The organism is Anaerohalosphaera lusitana (assembly GCF_002007645.1).
Lineage (GTDB): Bacteria > Planctomycetota > Phycisphaerae > Sedimentisphaerales > Anaerohalosphaeraceae > Anaerohalosphaera > Anaerohalosphaera lusitana.
This window is the reverse complement of sequence record NZ_CP019791.1, coordinates 3,463,318-3,482,356: the sequence shown is the minus strand read 5'-3', so window position 1 is coordinate 3,482,356 and position 19,039 is coordinate 3,463,318. Positions and strand designations below refer to the sequence as shown.

Below are 19,039 nucleotides of genomic sequence, written 5' to 3'. Positions count from 1 at the left end.
CATTCCCTGATTGATTAACAAATTTATCCCGGTTGCTATGCCGGAGCGTTCAGCCCAACCTGCTGATACTGATGATAAGCACGCTGGATCTCGTGGAAGTATCCACCCTTCATTGCTTTCACGCCAAGCAGCACCGTGCCCGCGACATCCGCGTTGATGTTACGCAGTTCGCGAAGTGCCCTCTGTGCCTCACCCTTGCGGGTCGAAGTGGCGTTGAATACGACAACCGTGCCGTCCGCCTGCCATGCCAGAACCTTCGCATCACTGACCAGCAGGGCGGGACCGTCGATTAACACATAATCATAGCTCTGCTTCGCCTGATCGAGCAGCTCACGCATCTTATCGCCGCCCAGCAGCTCGCTTGGATTGTTCGGCAGCGGTCCGCTGTCAACGATATCGAGGAACTCTACACCGCTCGCACGGATCACATCGTTCCACTGAGCCTGGCCCATCAGATAGTTGCTCAGGCCCTTGTCCGCATGCGTACCGTCGCCCTCTGCTACCTGCGGGAACTCCTTCGCGATGCTCGGCCTGCGGAAGTTCGTATCGATCAGCAGAACTCGCTCACCTTCCGCGACCAGCGTATACGCCAGGTTCGTCGCAACCGACGTCTTACCGCAGCCGACGTTACAGCTTGTTACCATAAGCGTCTTATGACTGCCGCCCGACTCGCTGAGCCTCAGGTTCGTCTTGAGCTGTCTGTAATTCTCACTCATCATCGAGAACGGCGCCTGCCTTACAGCATGATGCAGGTTGACACCCTCCATACCGTCTTCTTCGTCTGCATGACTGACCATACCCAGCAGCGGCACACGCAGATGCTTCGCAACATCGCTCGGCGAACGCAGCAGATCGTTCAGCATCTCTATCGCGAACGCCAGACCAACACCAGCCAGCAGTCCAAGCATGAATCCGCCGCCGACATAGATCGGCAGTTGAGGTGAACTTACCTCATTTGGTTCTGTCGCCTCAAATGCCTGACTGACCTTGCTGAGCTTCGGGTCGTTGAGCTTTGCATCCAGTTTCTGAATAACGGTATTTATCTCTTCAAGGCGTCTCTGTGCTTCTTCACGGTCGGTCAGCACCCGATCATAATTAGCACGTCTGTCAGCCAGTTCCTTGTACTCAGCAACAGCATCGTCAACCTGTCGCTCGGTAGTTTCCAGTTCAACCGCCATAGTTGTGAGCCGATCCTGAGCGTTCTGAAGGTCGGCATACCTTACGATGTTACCGATCTCAGCCTGCCTCTGGGCAAGATCATCCCTGGCTCTCTTAAGCGCGTCCCGGGCTTCCTTGACACGTCTGTGGTCGTCACCAAACCGTGCTTCCAGACCTGCAAGCTGAGTCTCCAGCACAGCGATCCTGTTCCGCATCGTCGCGGCCGTGGGATCCTGTTCTATCCTCTCTCTCACAACCTGGTCATACTCGCCTTCTGCCCGGCGTTTCAGTATCTCTATCTGACTCTCCAGTTCACTGCGCCTTGTTTCCAGTTCGTCTCTGCGCGTCTGGATTTCCTCCAGCTTGTCATCGAGGAACGTCCTGAAGTTCGTCTCAGCAAGATTATAACTCGTGCCTCTCCGCTGTGCGGCCAACTGATCGTCAAGGTTCTGGATTTCCTCCTTGATCTCATCTCTTTGATCCTTCATTTCTCCACGTCGCCTTGTCGTGTCTTCCGAGGCAGCATCTCTTTGTTTCTGAAGGAACAGAGAAATAGCCTCGTTAAGTATGGACTTAGCATCTGCCTTGTTTCCTGCTGTCATCGATAAACGTACCCATGTGCCGTCCCGTTCAGGAGAAGCCCTCAAATCATCTTCCAAAGCTTCTAGCCGGTCATTGGGACTGTCAAAACTCTTATACCAGCCTGTCTGTCTCACGTCATCCCGTTTCAACAGGTCCCTCAGCATATTCTGCTGTTTCATGTAGGCGGCTTTTTCCGAACGGAACTGGTAATAGATATCCTTGTTAGGGATGGGACTGGTAAGACTCGTCGGGTCAACATCTGCTGGTGGTTCGACCTTGATCGCCGACCGTGAAGTATACTTAGGCGCATACCGCAGAAGCAGATACCACGACGCTCCGCCGATGATCACGCCCGCGATCGTAAATGCGATAATGAGCCAGATATGCCTGCGCAGGATCGCCGTAACTTCCTTCGCGGTCATACTGTTATCCATACCGGGAGCAGGCATCGGGCCTCTCGGCGGCATCGGGGGCATCGGATTGCCCAACGGATTCGACGTACGTTGTATGTTCGACATTTCAACTATCTCCTATTGTTACCAGGTTTATATACTCGGCCCAATCGCCGAAACTTGCTCCATATATCTTGCGACTCTAGCTGCTCGATCTTTCGACAGCAGCCTGCAGCCGCTCCTTGTCCTGATCCGATATCTGCTCTTTCGCCAGATCGATCGCCGTCTGATACGACTCTGCCGCTGCCTGATCCTCACCAAGGCCTTCCTGCGCCATTCCGAGATGCTCGTAATAGCCCCAGTCGACAGAACCGCCGTCTTTCTCAGCGATCTGGATCGCCATGATCATGGTCTCTTTCGCCTTCTCATATTCGCCTGCTTTGCACAGCACATAACCGTACGTATCCATCTTGTTATGATCGTTAGGTGCCGTCTCATGGGCTCTCTTGGCATATTCAAGAGCCTTGTCGATATTTTCACCGCTCTTAGCAAGCAGATACGCCAGATTATTCCTTACGTTCGAATTATTCGGCTGCTTCTCCAGTATCGCCTCATGCTGATCTATCGCCATCTGCAGATAATCATCACTCGGGTTGCTCATGTAAGCCATCAGCAGCAACTGTGCCTTCATTGCCGCGAATTCCAGCCATTGATTCTTGTTTTCGCTGGCCAGCTCCATACATTTGCTGATATACTTCAACCCTTCACCGAACTTACCAGTCGCCTGGTTTATCTTGAACATCGTCAGATTTGCAGTCAGCGAATCGGGATTTTCCGCAAGAGTTCCCTCACACCACTGAATTACATCGTTGGCGCCCAGTACCTTGAACATATTGTCCAGTATCTTCAGCACATACTGCTCGTTGGTCCCGGCCGCATTAAGCGCCTTGTTGAAATTCTCAACCGCAGCCGCACGGTCATCCTGCTGATCCTTCGCCGTTGCGATCTGGGCATACGCAACCGGTGCGAACTGACCGTCGGTATAATCAGCCGCGAACTTGTAAAGCTCATCGTAGTTCTTACCGAGCCTCAGTGCCGTAAGATACCCGTCAAGTGCCGAAAGCTTCGCCTGATCAGTATTGCTAAGCTCAAGCGACTTGAGGAACAGATTCTCAGCCAGGCTGTAATCACGCTCACGCAGAGAATGTGCTCCATACTTGAAGTGCCAGTATGCATTCTCGTTGTACTTCGCGATCGTATCCCGATAAAAGCTCTCAAGCTCGCTCTTGGTTCCCGATTCGACGTACATCTGCTCCAGCATGATCCTGATGCTCATCGGTGCACGGTCATCATCGATCGCCCCTACCAGCTCACCGATCGCTTCCGCTGTCCTGCCCGCACGCTTGTAAATACGTGCCAGCTCCATCTGAACAGTCGGACTCGGATCCAGGCTCTTGCTCTCCTGCAGATCGTCTATCGCTTCATCCAGTCGGCCCATAAGCCCGTAGATCTGACCACGCAGACGATAAGCGATCGCGCTTTCCGGATCCTGCTCTATCGTCACATTGACCAGCTCCAGTGCCTTGTCAAGCTCACCGCGTGACATAGACGCCCAGGCCTCCAGCAGCTTCGCTCTTGGCTCATCCGGGTTCTCTTCCTGGAACTTTGCAAGTTTCTCGTTCGCTTCTTTTATAAGGTCGAGCTCCAGATAAAGCTGTACCTGAAGAAGCCTGTTGTCAACGCTGTCATCGACCGCCAGCAGCTCATTCGAATAACGCTTCAGTGCTTCCGCATCATTCGTGCTGCGAGCAACGGTCATAAGCCCCTTGAGCACGTCAATGTTCTTGCTGTCCTCGGCATAGAGCTTCTGCAGTATTTCCTCAGCCTTGTCATACTGTGCATCGCGAACATAGAACCGCCACATCGTGCCCGCATCTTTGCCGAACATCTCCTGGGCCTTTTCTTTCTGACCCGTGACTCGAAGGTATTCAGCATAACCTTCCTGCACGCTTTGAGCCGCAGGATCGAGAACGTATGCTTTGGCAAACGCGCTGCGGGCTATTTCGAAAAGACCCTGTTTAGCACCAGGATCGGATTCTCGCTTTCCAACTTCTAACGCCGAATTACCAAGCATCGCAAGTGTTTGCGAGTTCGGCATCCGATTGGCAAGATTCTGCAGAATAGCTATCGCATCGGTAGGGCGTTTGTCCAGAAGATACTCACCATACATTGCCTGAAGCTGCCATTCCGAAGGATTCAGTGCAACAGCCCTCTGCATCGCACTCTCGAGTTCACGCTGCTGCGACGTCGTAACATTACCCCTCAGTGCTTCATTGCGTGCACGCAATACCGAAACAAGCTGCTTTGCGACATTGCCGTCCCTCAGGACCATCTGATTCGCTCTGCGGGCCTCTGCCACTGCCTGTTCATAATCTCCCATCTCCATATGACATTTGCTCTTGAGCACATGTGCATAGGTAAATACGGGACGCTGCTGAAGGCACTGGTCCAGAAGGTTCAGGGCCTCTTCGTAATCCTCATTCGCAATTGCGACCCTAGCCTCAAAGAAACTGCCGTCGCACTTGTCAAGATTCAGATCGCCCGCCTTAACAGCCAGTTCCTCAGCCGTATCAAAGTCTTCCTCCGCGATCGCCGCATCGAACGCACCGCTTATAGCTGCCTCACTGTCATCGTCCAGAGATATTGCTTTCTGGAAATGCACAAGTGCTTTACCCGTCTCACCTCTCTCCTGGAAATACATTCCAAGATTCAGCTCACTTTCGAATTCATCATCAAGCCCGCCCAATACTCCCGTGACGATATTGTCCTTCTGTTCCCCGGAAAGTTCCAGCGGTTCCGGCTGCTGCAAGATGTTCAGATATACCTTGGCGTCCTTGCTCTCGGGGTAGGCCTGAGCATAAGTGTTCATCAGTTCAACCGCACGGTCCTTCTGACCGATACGCACCAGGTCGTCACACGTAGCCTTCGGAACAGGAACATCTTCTGCCTTGCGCCCGATCAGCTTCTTGAAAAGATCGACCCGCTGATTTCTGTATTCATTGAGATCTTCGTTAATCACTTCCTTTCGTGCCTCAGCCTCGCCATCTTCACTGAGCTCAGCAAGCTTCATGTCGCTGACAAGCCGCCTTATGCGGTTCTCAGTGAGCACCAGCCTGAGCATGATCGCCTCATCACTGTCACCGAGCTTCTCGACCGCCTGCTCGGCATTCACCATATCGCCCGCACGCATGTAAGCACGTGCCCTCAGTTGTTCAACCTCAGGACTTGCCCCGTGCAGCTTTTCATATTCTTCTAGCAGCGAAACAACCTGTGAAGCCGACCCGAGATCCGTCATGATCTCCGCGTAATCCAGCAGCAGTTCCGGCTTATAGGCACCCGCTCCGCCCGAAAGGGCGTTAGAGATGAATTCCTGACGCAAACCTGTTTCACGCCTGCCTTCGAAAACGTCAGCCAGGACATCGCAAAGAAACGCGTCCGTATTGTCTGCAGCCTGCATGCTCGTATAAGCCGAGTACATCAACCGGATCGCTTCGCTGTCATCGCCGTTAACCAGCTCGATGATACCCTGCCACTTCTGAACATTCGGATTGTCCTCGGTACCGAAGAACTGTCTTATATCTCCCACAGCCTCTTCGAGCTTGGCTATCCACTCACTGTTGTCCGCTTCCTCCGCGGTATTCATCGCACGCGTTGCATAACACTGCCCCAGGAAACTGTACAAGTTCAGTCTTGCAAACCTAGCAGCCGCCTGCCTTGGACCTGGTATATCCTGCGTCTTCGGCGAATTCAATGCGTAATTTACAATATCTATCGCCTGGTCGAATGCCCCTTCATCGCCCGTGATGTTGTATTGATAGTACTGGAATCTGGACGCTCTGATCGCATTCTTGATATTATCCTTATCCAGCTCCCATGCCTTTTGCATAGCCTCGACAGCATCGCCGATCCGCTTTATGTCCGAGCCGTAATAAGCTCCCATAGCCGCGTACACTTCCGGATTCGACTCAAATCTCTCCGCAAGCTCCTTAAACTCCGGCTCCAGCGACCGCAGATTCTCGCGAGCCTGTTCCTGGGCCTCATCATCCAGCCTCTGAACCTGCTCCTTGATGCGGTCCACTTTCGTCTCCAGCAGGGCGACTCTGATGCTTGCCGATTCTGGCAGCGTTTCAACGCCCTGAGTGAGAATTTCCTTCTGCTTTTCACGTCCTTCCGTCAGGGCGTCCATCTCACCGCGGTCATCACGCATCTGACCCGCAACGACATACGCTCTGCCGAGCATTACATACGCCTCTGCATCTTCAGGGTTGTTCTCAACTACTTTCATCAAAGCGTCAATAGCCGTCTGTGCAGTGCTCTCCAACTCCGTCGTGAGCCCCAGGTTGACCATCTGCATAGCCGCCCGGCCTTGCGCCTTCAAAACGTAAGGATCAGCCTGCTGGCCTTTCTCTTCAAATATCTCTACCAGTTCATCGGCGTTGGATTTTACTTCGAGCCAAAGCGTTTCATTCCCCTTCACCCCCAGATCAGCCATGCTGTCACACGCCGTATAGTAAAAATCCAGCAGCTTGGTCCTGGCCTTGATATGCTTGGGATCGATATTCAGAACCTGACTCCACGCACCTCGCGCCTTGGGCCAGTCTGCCTCATGAAAACGCGTATCCATCAGATGATGCTCAGCCAGCCGGAACAGAATGTCTATCCGCAGCTCCTCATTGTTCTTGGCATACCTGAAGGCTCGTTTATAATTGCTCGTGATCTCGTTGAACGCGGTCTTAACCTCTTCAACCTTCTCCTCGCTCGGTTCCTCGACATCGGAAACCCCTTCCAGAAGCGTCTGATGCTGGGTCTGCATAGCCTTGGCGTCCGCCAGGAATACCTGCGGGTCCTTGTTCAGCATCAAAAGAACCACGATGACGCCAACCGCGAGAAATCCCGCCAGTACCGAACCAATTATTGCTACCTTCTTATTAAGCTTTTTCTTAGCCATGTAAAAAAATCCTTAGTACATATCAAAAACTTACGCTGCCGACAGACACAAAGCTGCTCCATCTCGAAGCGCTGCTACTGTCCCTGGAACTCGTCAGCATCATCTGACTCCGAATTAGCCTTCTCCCAGTCGGGCCAGTGTTTCTTTTCGAACAAAGGCAAAAGTGTCTTCATCAAATTCTCACTTGCCTCGATCGTCTGTTCCTCATCCGGATATATCAGTCTGCCGGCATTACCGCCGTAAAAGTTCCACTCTACTTTCGAAAAATATGAATACTCAGACGTAAAGTTCCTGCCCATGATCGCTCTTACACCCCCGCGGCCGCTGGCATACTGTCCGTTCGTCTTGAAAAAGTACATCACCGGAAACTCGGTACTCGTCCGGAAAATGTCCTTGCTCTCTCTTGCAAACATAAGCAGCTTCGTTTCCAGTTCAGCCGGGATAGACCCCGCTTCGCCGTTACTCTTCGCCAGATCCAGCGTCACAACCTTGCTCTCTCTCCTGCTGTTGCCCCCGCCGACATAACACTCCTCAGGCACATGCGGCACCTGGTCCGGGTTGCCCGTATAATAGGTAATGAACAGCAGACAGAATCTCGTCGGGCTGAACTCCTCTGCTTCCGTATCCTCCAGGACCCACTTGATATAGTCCTGCGCCCCCAGCTCGTCCTCGATCTCCTTCGGAATGTCGCTTTTGTCCACGACCTTGTATCGTCCCATATCCGACTTGTCCAGCTCACTGAAAGATGCCTGCAGCGGCAGCGCTTTCTTGTTCAGCTTAACGCCGGTATACTTGACCACCGCCTCTTTGCTGAACGCCGCAACCGCCAGGATCGCAACACACACCAGAAAGGCAGGCTTCATATATTCTTTAAGGTTCTCTTTCATTTCAGTCCGCAAAAAAACTAACTTGCGCTCCTGCGTACGATTACTTCCTCTTCCTTCGGCTCGCCCGATCCGTCATCTTCCTCAAAAAGGTTCGACATGAACCACGCTATACCACCGTACATTGCGAACGCCGCAAACAGCATCGCGATTCCCATCATGTCATGGTAAGTGCCCTTGGCATATTTCGGGTCGCCGTAAATATAGATCATGCCGGTCAGCGTCACCCTGATCACATTACACAAGATCGCGATCGGCACAGTACTCAACAGCAGCACACCTCGCTGCCACAACGGCCTCCAGTGCAAATAAGCCATCGCAACGCCAAGCGCCACAAAAGCGATCAGCAGCCGCATGCCGCTGCACGCCTCGGCCACATTCAGGGGCTCCAGCTCCTGCCCCCGGTGCACCACGTTGATTATCACACCGCTGGCAACCGCATTAACGTCCGGCAGGGCGTCTATGATCAGCGTCGAGATCATAGATGCGAATTTGCGAAGCGGTATCGTCGCTCCCCTGTAAAGTCTGTCCGGCATCGGAACAGCAAATATCAAATAGCATATCGGCAGCCATGTATACTTGACCAGCCGCCAGCCCCCGAGAAATAGAACCACCGAACCTATAACCGGCAGTATCACAAGCCTCGAAAAATAACCGATCTTGAACTGCACAAGGTTCAGCGGATAAAACACCAGGCAAAGCACAAGCAGAAACAGCCCCACATAACTCCGTCTGGGCCGCAGTTCCGCAATGTCCTTCTTGCGCTGATTGAGAAACCACAAGCTGAACAATGGTATCAAAAATCCGTGCGACCAGCTCGCATCGTTCTGCCATACATTAAAAATGGATCTGAGTTCATTGCGGAACAGATACCCGATCAGCAAAGCGATTATCGCCGTCTTAACGTATGTACTGGTTGCCAGCGAACCCCAGCCCTTTGGCTTGTCTTCGCAAACTTCCGTCGTATTTGTAACTGGTACATCGCTGTTTGTCATATCGTTCCAGGACAATTAAGAGCTCTCTTATCAACCCCGAAATCGCACTCCAGACTGCCTCATGGTCCGAAAACCACAATGACCTTCGAAAAAGCACAAACTAACTGTATAAGCTCCGCAAAACTCGACCAGGCCTTAATAAACCCCGGCCAAATAACTTTTTGTCGTAAATCAGCCTTTAGCAGACTGGTTTATACTCACTGAACGTTCTACTAGAAAGTTTCGCCTAATATCCGGCCAGGATCGAAGTTGTCGAACTGACCAAAGTCCCGATCCGCGAAATTACGGTCATAGATAAAGCCAAACCCGTAAGTAAACCTGAATGCATTTCGAAGCGTCGCAAGATACCTGCTGCTGCCGTGCGTCCCAACGTTGATCAGGTCATATTCCTTGATAAAGAAGTCCGGCTGCAGACCCTTTGCGATCTTTTCCAGGTCCACCATTACGATCAGTTCACGGTTCTTCCCGATTCTCCTGATAACTTCTACCTTTTTCGGCCATGCCAGAGGTCCAAGCCCTCCGCCCAACGCTATCGCCTGCTTCAGCGTTATAGGCCGACCAGTAAGCGGAATAGCACCGTCAAAATTCAGGTTGCCGGTCACGAAAAACTCACCTACCAGGTCGATAGGCACCGTAATCGCATCGCCGGGCCGTATAATTATGTCATATCTAGGATCCCCGCCGAACAGCTTCTCACGCGGTATCTCGATAACGCGGGTCTGCGTTCCGCCTGTCCCGATCTGATCCCAACTGTAAGAAGTACCTTCCGGCTGCTCTTGTGATGTACTCTGATCGGGCCCCGCCTGTTCGATTATTTCTTGATCGGCCCCGGTATCTTCACCTACCTGCTTCGGAACCCAGCGGCCATTTTCGAAAATCCACTCAATTCTTCCGTTATCAGCTCTGTCTACCTTTTGCTGCTTATCTTCCATACCTTCCGGTGCAGCAAGAGCTTCCAACTCCTCTGCATCCGTATCAGCCGCCCTGATAGCAGTGGTTTTGCCGCTGAACATCATTGAAGGAGAGATCATTTCCAGGATTTCGTCCTCTGTTGTGTCCTGACCGTCTCCCGGCTCAGTAACATCCATCTCACCGGGTTCGATATCCTCATCATCCCTCTCTTGTTCCTGTATAGTCTGCTCGAAAGCGGCTCTTTCACCGCTGACACGCCTGGTCACATAAATGGTGCTCACGTTGAACTGTGCCACACTCCCTGCCTGTGCCAGTGCTCTTGACAGCCTGAAATCACTTCGCGGGATCTGGTACTGACCGGGCCGACCAACTCCCTGGCCGTTAACTGAATAAACCAGTCTCTCTGAGTTGACCAGAAGTACCGTAACGGAAGGGTCCAGCAGAATGTCCGGATACAATGCCTGCTTGATCTCATCTTCGAGCTGTTTTTCAGTCAGGCCCTGCGCACGAACCAGACCCACGTCCGGTATCGAGATCATCCCCGTCTCGGTCACCTGGTAATCGTTCACGAAGGGCAACCCTTCCTGCCGCAGCTCATATATAGAGATACGCACGATATCGCCCGTCCCGAACCGGTAATCGATGTCATAAGGTATCAGATCCTCCGGCCGGGGCTCCTGGGCACCCGCAAATGTCCGGTCGGGCTCATCGCCCACCCACAGGCTGTCGAGGATCACGTTTGTCACAGGGGTAGGCCTGAAACGACCTATCTGTGTCGGGTCCAGTATATCCCTCGAACAACCCGTACAAATAACCGCTAGAGAAATTAGAACCAGTCCGTAAATTGTTGCTTGGCGTCTCATTACTGTTTTCCGCATAATAAAAATTCCCGACTGTCATTTATGATATCTATATCGGCCTTTTTATGCCTGCTTTCAGGTAAAAAACAGCTATTAACCGCTTTCTTTGCGTACCTGACAAACAGCATCGGCTTAACACGCGTTCTACTTAATCTTTTTTAATGCTTAAAATACGGGAAAACTAAGACATGAACTGAGGTAGGCAATCTCCATATTCTCCGGACCTTACAATCCACCAATACTGATCCACATCTTCGCCGCATTTCCACCAAACCAGCAAAAACTGCCCGCAGACTTGTTTGCGATCTGTTGTCAGTCTGCACTACGGCCAATGTGACTCCTGAATTCTTCTCCAATATGCTCCACTGCGATCCGCCTGCCTCCCGCCGGCAGGGGGTAGCATTTATAAAACTTCCAGCTTGCTGTATTCGAAACTGATCACCTTTTTCGGGTCAATACTGTCTACATCGGTGCTGTAAACCTCGATCTTCATCGGCACAGGCTGATCCAGCTTATTTATGTAGCCGTAGTTGAAAACAAGCGTGCTAACGACTTCACCGCTTTTCAGGTCCTCAACGCGTACCATATCGACCTTTCGGCTCGTTCGATTTACATAAACTGTCTTAGATATCTGACCCGCGAAAAGCCCCTTAATTTCAATCGGAGTGTACCAACGGCCCGATAAACGCACCGGTTCACCCGTATGAACTCCATCGAGGCTGACAAAACCCGCCCCGGCCAGCATAGACATGTTGATCGCCTCAGCCTCCAGCCTGCTCAGAAGTTCCTCGCTCTGCCCGCCTTCAGGACGCGTCCTGAACGTTCCACCTTTCAGTTTCCATATATAATCGCCTGTTGGCTCACTCGCGGTAACCAGCATGCTTCGATTCGAAACACAAAAGTCATGGTCCTGCTCAGTTATATATTCACTGCCGTCAGCATTAAAATAACGGACGACCGTCTCGCCTTTCAACTTCATACCGCTGCAAGCCAGACTTGGCTTTAGAACGTTCTCTTCACGTTCAGGTTCGCCGCAGCCGCTTGCCGCAAACACCAGAAAGATCACTAAAACATATAGAATACTTCGCTTCATAAACGCTTCCTTCTAATTCAATGGTTTCAGGGTAACCTTAAATAACCGGATTCGCCTTAAAAAGCAAGTCATTACCGCCCATTCACCTATGGAAAAAAGAGACATTTACCTGATGATTATGCAGACTTTTCCTCTATGGTTTAATAATGGTCCGATAACTTGCCCAAAAAGTGCACGCCCAGCCCAAATTCACCCGGATTATGATCATGGTTTGGGTACTGACATTATCATGCATTTTTCTCACCATATCCCGAATTATCCACAGTACTTTGAGAGTCTTTCCCGCCTCCGCAGTCGTCCCAGCCGAAAAGGCGCACAAAAAAAGACCGACACGGCAAAAACCGCGTCGGCCTTGTAATTCAGCTATCAGCTTCTAAGTTTTACAGCTCAGAAAGCTTTTTGAGCGTACTGTAGCTCGCCTCAACGTCCTTCTTGGCAAGTTCCATCAGCTCTTTCGCTACATCAGGCTTGCTCTTGGTAAGAGTGCGATACCTGTTCTCGCCGTACGCAAACTCTTCGAAGTCACCCTTGGGCTCTTTCGAATCGAGCTGCAGCGGGTTCTTGTCCTCGGCCTTGAGACGTGGATCGAACCTGTATAACGGCCAGTAACCGCAGTCGACTGCCTTCTTCTGCTCGGTAGTGCCCTGAGCCATATCAAAGCCGTGAGCGATACAGTGCGTGTAAGCGATGATCAGAGAAGGACCGTCATAGCTCTCAGCTTCCATAAACGCCTTGACTGCCTGGTTCGGATTGGCGTTCAGCGCGACCTTGGCAACATAGATATTGCCGTAGCTCATGCTGATCATGCCAAGATCCTTCTTGCCCATCTTCTTACCAGCCGCAGCGAACTTGGCAACTGCCGCACGCGGAGTGGCCTTACTCATCTGACCGCCGGTATTCGAGTAAACCTCGGTATCCAGAACAAGAACATTGATGTTCTCACCGCTGGCAAGTACGTGATCCAGACCGCCGTAACCAATGTCATACGCCCAGCCGTCACCACCGACAACCCAGATGCTCTTCTTCACGAGGTAGTCAGCGACAGTCATAAGCTGCTCGCATTCCTTGCACGGCTCGCTCTTCTTGCACTGTTCCTTGAGCTTCTCGACACGTGCACGCTGATCTTCAATGCCTGCCTGCGTCGTCTGATCCGCACCGAGGATCTCGTCTGCCAGACCCTGCTCGACACAACCCTGGGCTGCAACCTTCTTGACCAGCTCGAGTGCGAACTGATTGAACTTATTCGTCGCAAGACGCATGCCCATACCGAATTCTGCATTGTCCTCGAACAGGCTGTTGCTCCATGTCGGACCACGCCCGTCTTTACGCTGTGCGTAAGGCGTCGTCGGCAGGTTACCGCCGTAGATCGAAGAGCAACCCGTCGCGTTAGCGATCATCGCACGATCACCGAACAACTGACTCAGCAGCTTGATGTTCGCTGTCTCGCCGCATCCTGCACATGCACCGCTGTACTCGAACAGAGGCTTGACAAGCTGGCTGCCCTTGACGCTGCCGAGCTTGAACGTGCTAGGATCGGTATCCGGAATGCTCAGGAAGAAGTCGAAGTTCTCTGCTTCCTTATCACGCAGCGGTTCCTGCGGAGCCATGTTGATGGCCTTCCTGCCGGTCGGCTGCTTGTTCTCGTCTTTTTCCTTCGCCGGACACTGAACGACACACGCGCCGCAACCGGTACAGTCTTCCGGTGCAACCTGGATCGTCCACTTCATGCCCTTGAAGTCCTTACCCTTCGCATCCGCACTCTTGAATGTCTCAGGTGCGTCCTCGAGGTACTTCGCATCGTAAACTTTGCCGCGGATCGTAGCATGCGGACAGATGAACGAGCACTGACCGCACTGGATACATACGTCCTCTTCCCATACAGGGATGTTCACTGCGATATTACGCTTCTCGTACTGCGTCGTAGCAGTCGGGAACTTACCGTCACAAGGCATCTTGCTCACCGGCACATCATCGCCTTTACCAGCCATGATCGTCGCCGTAACTTCCTTAACGAAATCAGGAGCGTCAGCAGGTACGACCTCTGCCATGTGAGTTTTGCTCGAAACTGAAGAGGGCACCTCGACCTCGAAGATCTTATCCAGAGCGGCATCGACGGCGTCGTTGTTCATCTTGACAACCTTTTCACCCTTCTTGCCGTAACTCTTCTGGATAGCCTCTTTGATCGCGTCAACTGCAGTATTGATGTCGATCACGTTACTGATCTTGAAGAACGCAGTCTGCATGATCACGTTAATGCGTGCACCCAGACCCAGCTCGTCAGCGATTTTGATCGCATCGATCACATAGAACTTAGCCTTCTTATCGATCAACTGCTGCTGTACTTCCGCCGGCAGTGTATCCCATACTTCGTCCTTGCTGTGCGAGCTTGTCAGCAGGAATGTGCCGCCTTCATTCAGGTCGCTCAGCATGTCATACTTTTCGAGGAAGCTCGGATTGTGACATGCAACAAAATTAGACTTGCTGATCAGATACGGGCTGCGGATCAGTTCCTTACCGAAACGCAGGTGAGATACTGTCCTCGCACCGGCCTTCTTACTGTCATAAACGAAGTAGCCCTGTGCGTAGTTGTCAGTCTTCTCGCCGATGATCTTGATCGAGTTCTTGTTCGCACCGACCGTACCGTCACTGCCCAGACCGTAGAACATAGCGGTATAGACTTCCTGATCCGTGTGGAAGCTCGGATCAACCGTCAGGCTCGTGTTCGTCACGTCGTCTTCGATACCGACCGTAAAGCCGTTCTTCGGCTCAGCCGCATCGAGGTTATCAAATACAGCCTTAACCATAGCAGGTGTGAATTCCTTGCTGCCAAGACCGTAACGGCCGCCAACGATCAGCGGATAACCGTCAAACTGGAAGCTGCCGTCAGCCATCGCTTCACCGATCGCAGTACGAACGTCCAGATAAAGGGGCTCGCCGATCGAACCAGGCTCTTTCGTCCTGTCCAGAACAGCGATCTTCTTGACTGTCTTCGGAAGGGCACCGATGAAGTGCTTGATGCTGAACGGCCTGTAAAGCCTTACCTTCAGAACACCAACCTTCTCACCCTTGCCTGCCATATACTCAACTGCTTCGTGAGCCGTATCAGCACCGCTGCCCATAAGTACGATAACCTTCTCGGCATCCGGAGCACCGACATAATCAAACAGCTTGTACTCGCGTCCTACTACCTCAGCGAACTTCTTCATCGTCTCTTCGACGATCTCAGGAGTCGCTGCATAGAACTTGTTAACCGTCTCACGGCCCTGGAAGTAAACGTCCGGGTTCTGAGCGGTACCGCTGATCTCAGGATGATCAGGGCTCAACGCACGTGCCTTGTGCGCCGCTACGAGCTGATCGTCAATGATCGCACGCATATCGTCCTGCGTCAGCTCTTCTACCTTCTGGATCTCGTGACTGGTCCTGAAACCGTCAAAGAAGTGAAGGAAGGGCACCCGGCTCTTCAGCGTTGCCTGCTGTGAGATCAACGCGAAATCCATTACTTCCTGGATGTTCGAAGAGCACATCATCGCAAAACCGGTCTGGCGACAGGCCATCACGTCACTGTGGTCGCCGAAAATACTCAGCGCCTGACACGCCAGCGACCTCGCGGAAACGTGGAATACCGTTGGCGTCAGCTCACCGGCGATCTTGTACATGTTCGGCACCATAAGCAAAAGGCCCTGGGACGCCGTAAAAGTCGTCGTCAGGGCACCGGAAGCCAGCGAACCGTGAACGGCGCCGGCCGCTCCGCCTTCGCTCTGCATCTCGGTCACGCTCGGAATCGTGCCCCAGATGTTCTCCTGGCCCATCGCCGACTTCGCATCGGAAATCTCGCCCATCGGCGAGCTCGGCGTGATCGGATAGATCGCAACCACTTCATTCGTCGCGTGCGCTACATGCGCCGCAGCCGAATTGCCGTCGATTGTAACCATCTTACGTTTCATGACTTTCTCCAGTTTAATTTAAAAATGTCCTGATATTCTTATATATATGGCCCGGCAACGACATCACCTCAATACGCCCGCGATACACCGCCGCCTCAGCCGACTTACGCAGAGATCACACCTCTCACAAAGCTGTTTTGCTCCATATCTCCGGATCCAACAAGGCCGAAAATACGAAAATGCAGCTTTACGGCTGTTTCTAAGCTTTCAATTACGGATTCGTTAAAAATCGCCCGCCTGTTCACGAAAAGCGACAGATTTACCCGCCCATCGCCTTACGCATACGCAGGATTGCCCTTATACCACGCATCGGGCGAATAATCAATGGCTTTTCACCGCAAAAAAACCACCGCGCAGCCATTTTTAGTCGCCCGCCTCCTCCGCGGGCTCTTGCACATGAGGAAGCGAAACATAAAACTGCGAACCTTGCCCCTCTTCCGACTCCACCCAGATATGCCCACCGTGCTTGTCCACTATCCTCCTCACTATCGCCAGCCCCATACCCTCTCCGCTTGCCGGATGATCCGGGTCGATGCGGTGGAAAATTTCAAAAACCTTCTGCTGCTGACTTTCCGATATCCCCACCCCATTGTCAGCCACGCAATAGATACCCCGATGCTCTTCTTCCCAGCCGGTTACCTTTACGATCCCCTCACGGTCATCCGGCAGATACTTTATCGCATTATCGATCAGATTAGTGAACACCTGGTTGATCTGAGCCCTGTCCCCCCAGCAGCAAGGCAGGTCTTCCACCTCGACACTCACGCCTTTGCTCGATATCTGATAGTGCATCCCCTTCAAAATGTTCTCTATCAGTTCATTCATATCCAGCCGCTCTATCTCCATCGCCGCCCGCCCCAGCCGCGAAAGTTTCAAAAGACTCTTCATCAGCCCGTCCATCTTCGCCGTACTGTTTTTTATAAAACCTATCGCCACCGGAACATCCTCTTCCAGCATCGGGTCGATCTTTGCTCTGATATCATCCGGGATCCGCTCGTCTTCCAGCACCTGCTTAATAACCGCGAAGCACCGCTCGATCTCCGAACTGAACCCGTCAATATTCACCATCGGCGAACGCAGATCGTGACTGCTTACATATATAACGCTCTCCATCTCGTCGTTCTTCGCCTCCAGCCGTCTCATCAGCTCCTCACGTTCCTTCTCTCCCTTTTTACGCTCAGCCAGTTCCTTCTCCAGCTCCGCTGTCTTACTTTCAACCACTCTCCGCAAATTATAGTTCCAGAACAGCACAGTCGCCGCCCCCGCAAGTATCATGATAGCGGCAATGCTGGCAACAATAATGATTTCTTTGTTCGCGTGCCAGGGTCTCAGTTCCACATACACCCACTTGTCAAGCAACGCATCCATCTCTTTATCACTGATGCTTTGCAGACCCTTTTCCATTATCGACACCAGAATCGGTTCATCTGCACGACACCCGATCGACAGCTCGTACTCGAAACCTGTTTTGCCAACTATATCTAGATTGCTCAACCCCATTTCATTAATGTAATAAGATGCCGCCGCGGAGTTTATCAATCCCACATCCAGTTCTCCGAATGATACCATACTCAAAAGCGTCACATTGTCTGACACTGCAACGAAATCGATCTCAGCAAATTCAGTTTCCAAATAGCCTGCAAGTGCTGAATCCCTCATGACTCCGACTCTGTAATTGACCAGCTCCTCAGGCTTAAGGCGTCTAACCAGACCTTCCCTGCAGATCATTATGGTCGGTACCCGTATATAACATTCGGTGAAATTTAAATAAGCCGATCTTTTCTGCGTTCTGTTGATAGCATTTACAACATCAATTTTCTTCTCACGTGCAGATTCAAGGACTTCCGACCAACTGTCGTAGACAACCGTAACAAACTCAAAGTTGAACTCTTTCTCTATCTTTCGCAAAACATCCGCGCCAATGCCGCGCATGCGCCCTCCTTCATCGATAAAAGATATTGGTGCCCAATAGGGTTCCCCCGAAACCCTTATTTCACCATCGTGCCTCCTCAGCCACGCCTTCTCCTCCGGTGTGAGAGAAATATCTTGTTCGCTGATTTGAAAAAAGACCAGAAGGGCCGCTGATGCGAGCAAGACCAGAATAATGAGCCCGGTGATTATTTTAATCACTCTGCCTGCTTTTTCTGCGCCATTTCGTCCTCTGGCTTTGGCACGCCGTAACAGGATTATGATCGCCCCCAAAACAATTATCGCAAATACAAAAACCGACGACAGCACCAGCCCCCGCCTTCTCGCTCTACCTTCACGTTCCGCACTCGCGCCTCCCAGCCACTTTTTTTGCAATCGATCCATTTCCTGCGGACTGATTTGGTCCAGCCCTTTTTCGAGTATGCTGTTAAGCATCGGCAGCCTTATCGTACTGCCGATCCCTGTTTTGTATGAAAATCCAACCTCACCTCCGGAACGCAGATTGTCCAGTCCCAGCTTGCTTATATAATATGTCGCCACCCCGATATCAGTTATCAACGCATCATATCTGCCCTCAGCAACGCCTTTCATACCCTCAACGGTATTTATAACACGTTCCAATTCAAGCTCCGGATGCTTCGCTTTGATGAGATCCACTGCGGCACTTTCCACCTCCACCGCCGCCTTAATGTCCTTGATCTCACTCAGGTCAAAAAAGTTCGCATACTCTTCGCGTATGATGACGTGTACCGGAGTATCCATGTAACTTTCTGTATACAGCAGATAGTCCCTGCTTGGACAATTCGTTGCAAGGGCCATGACCACATCAGCCTCATCCGCACGAACCTTCCTCAAAGCCTCCGGCCAAGTCTCACTTCTCACCCGCTCAAATTGAACCCCCAGCTTCTTCTCGATCAGCCGAAACACATCCGCACAGTAACCGCTCGCATTTCCTGGCTCATCGGTAAAGGTCATCGGTGCCCAGTAAGGCGCATAAGTCACTCGTATCTCATTCTTATGCTCCTCCAGCCACACCCGCTCCTCACTGGTAAGGAAGTCTTCCTGCTCTTCTCTGCAGCCCCCAATGCCCGCGCAAAAAGCGATAGCTATAAGAACTGCCAGAGTGAAGCGGATCAGATTTAAGGGGAGCTCTAATAATTGCTTTTGAGCGGCAAGTAGAAGATTTTTGCGTTCCGGCAAGGAAGACAATTCAGCTTTAGTTGCAGCTAAAGCGGTTTTTGTCTGACGCCGCTCGGAATCAAAAAGATTCGCTTGTCCGCCA

General features: G+C 51.9%; 8 protein-coding genes. All 8 read right to left on the bottom strand.

Annotation, left to right across the window (positions count from 1 at the left end):
• Positions 1 to 35 precede the first annotated feature (35 nt).
• The 8 genes from STSP2_RS13995 to STSP2_RS13960 all read right to left on the bottom strand — a co-directional run bounded on the left by STSP2_RS13995 (position 36) and on the right by STSP2_RS13960 (position 18,957).
• Positions 36 to 2,258 (bottom strand): polysaccharide biosynthesis tyrosine autokinase, encoded by a 2,223-nt coding sequence (locus tag STSP2_RS13995; RefSeq protein WP_146663364.1) that lies wholly within the window; start codon positions 2,256 to 2,258, stop codon positions 36 to 38.
• A 76-nt stretch (positions 2,259 to 2,334) separates the two neighbouring features.
• Positions 2,335 to 7,140, bottom strand: coding sequence for a tetratricopeptide repeat protein (locus tag STSP2_RS13990; RefSeq protein ID WP_146663363.1), 4,806 nt, complete (start codon positions 7,138 to 7,140; stop codon positions 2,335 to 2,337).
• A gap of 74 nt (positions 7,141 to 7,214) precedes the next feature.
• Positions 7,215 to 8,027: a hypothetical protein gene (locus STSP2_RS13985; RefSeq protein WP_146663362.1), complete on the bottom strand. Its 813-nt coding sequence runs from the start codon at positions 8,025 to 8,027 to the stop codon at positions 7,215 to 7,217.
• Between the two features lie 17 nt (positions 8,028 to 8,044).
• Positions 8,045 to 9,034 carry an exosortase/archaeosortase family protein gene (locus tag STSP2_RS13980; RefSeq protein ID WP_205847910.1) on the bottom strand — a complete coding sequence of 330 codons (990 nt, stop codon included), beginning with the start codon at positions 9,032 to 9,034 and terminating at the stop codon, positions 8,045 to 8,047.
• 197 nt (positions 9,035 to 9,231) lie between these two features.
• On the bottom strand, positions 9,232 to 10,794 hold the full coding sequence (locus STSP2_RS13975) for a polysaccharide biosynthesis/export family protein (protein WP_169853234.1): 1,563 nt from the start codon (positions 10,792 to 10,794) through the stop codon (positions 9,232 to 9,234).
• A gap of 400 nt (positions 10,795 to 11,194) precedes the next feature.
• The gene (locus STSP2_RS13970) at positions 11,195 to 11,884 is read right to left on the bottom strand and encodes a hypothetical protein (protein WP_146663359.1); all 690 of its coding nucleotides are present in this window, start codon (positions 11,882 to 11,884) and stop codon (positions 11,195 to 11,197) included.
• 380 nt (positions 11,885 to 12,264) lie between these two features.
• Positions 12,265 to 15,828: a pyruvate:ferredoxin (flavodoxin) oxidoreductase gene (gene nifJ / locus STSP2_RS13965; protein ID WP_146663358.1), complete on the bottom strand. Its 3,564-nt coding sequence runs from the start codon at positions 15,826 to 15,828 to the stop codon at positions 12,265 to 12,267.
• A 363-nt stretch (positions 15,829 to 16,191) separates the two neighbouring features.
• Complete coding sequence (locus tag STSP2_RS13960; protein ID WP_169853233.1) at positions 16,192 to 18,957, bottom strand: transporter substrate-binding domain-containing protein; 2,766 nt, start codon at positions 18,955 to 18,957, stop codon at positions 16,192 to 16,194.
• Between the last annotated feature and the right edge of the window lie 82 nt (positions 18,958 to 19,039).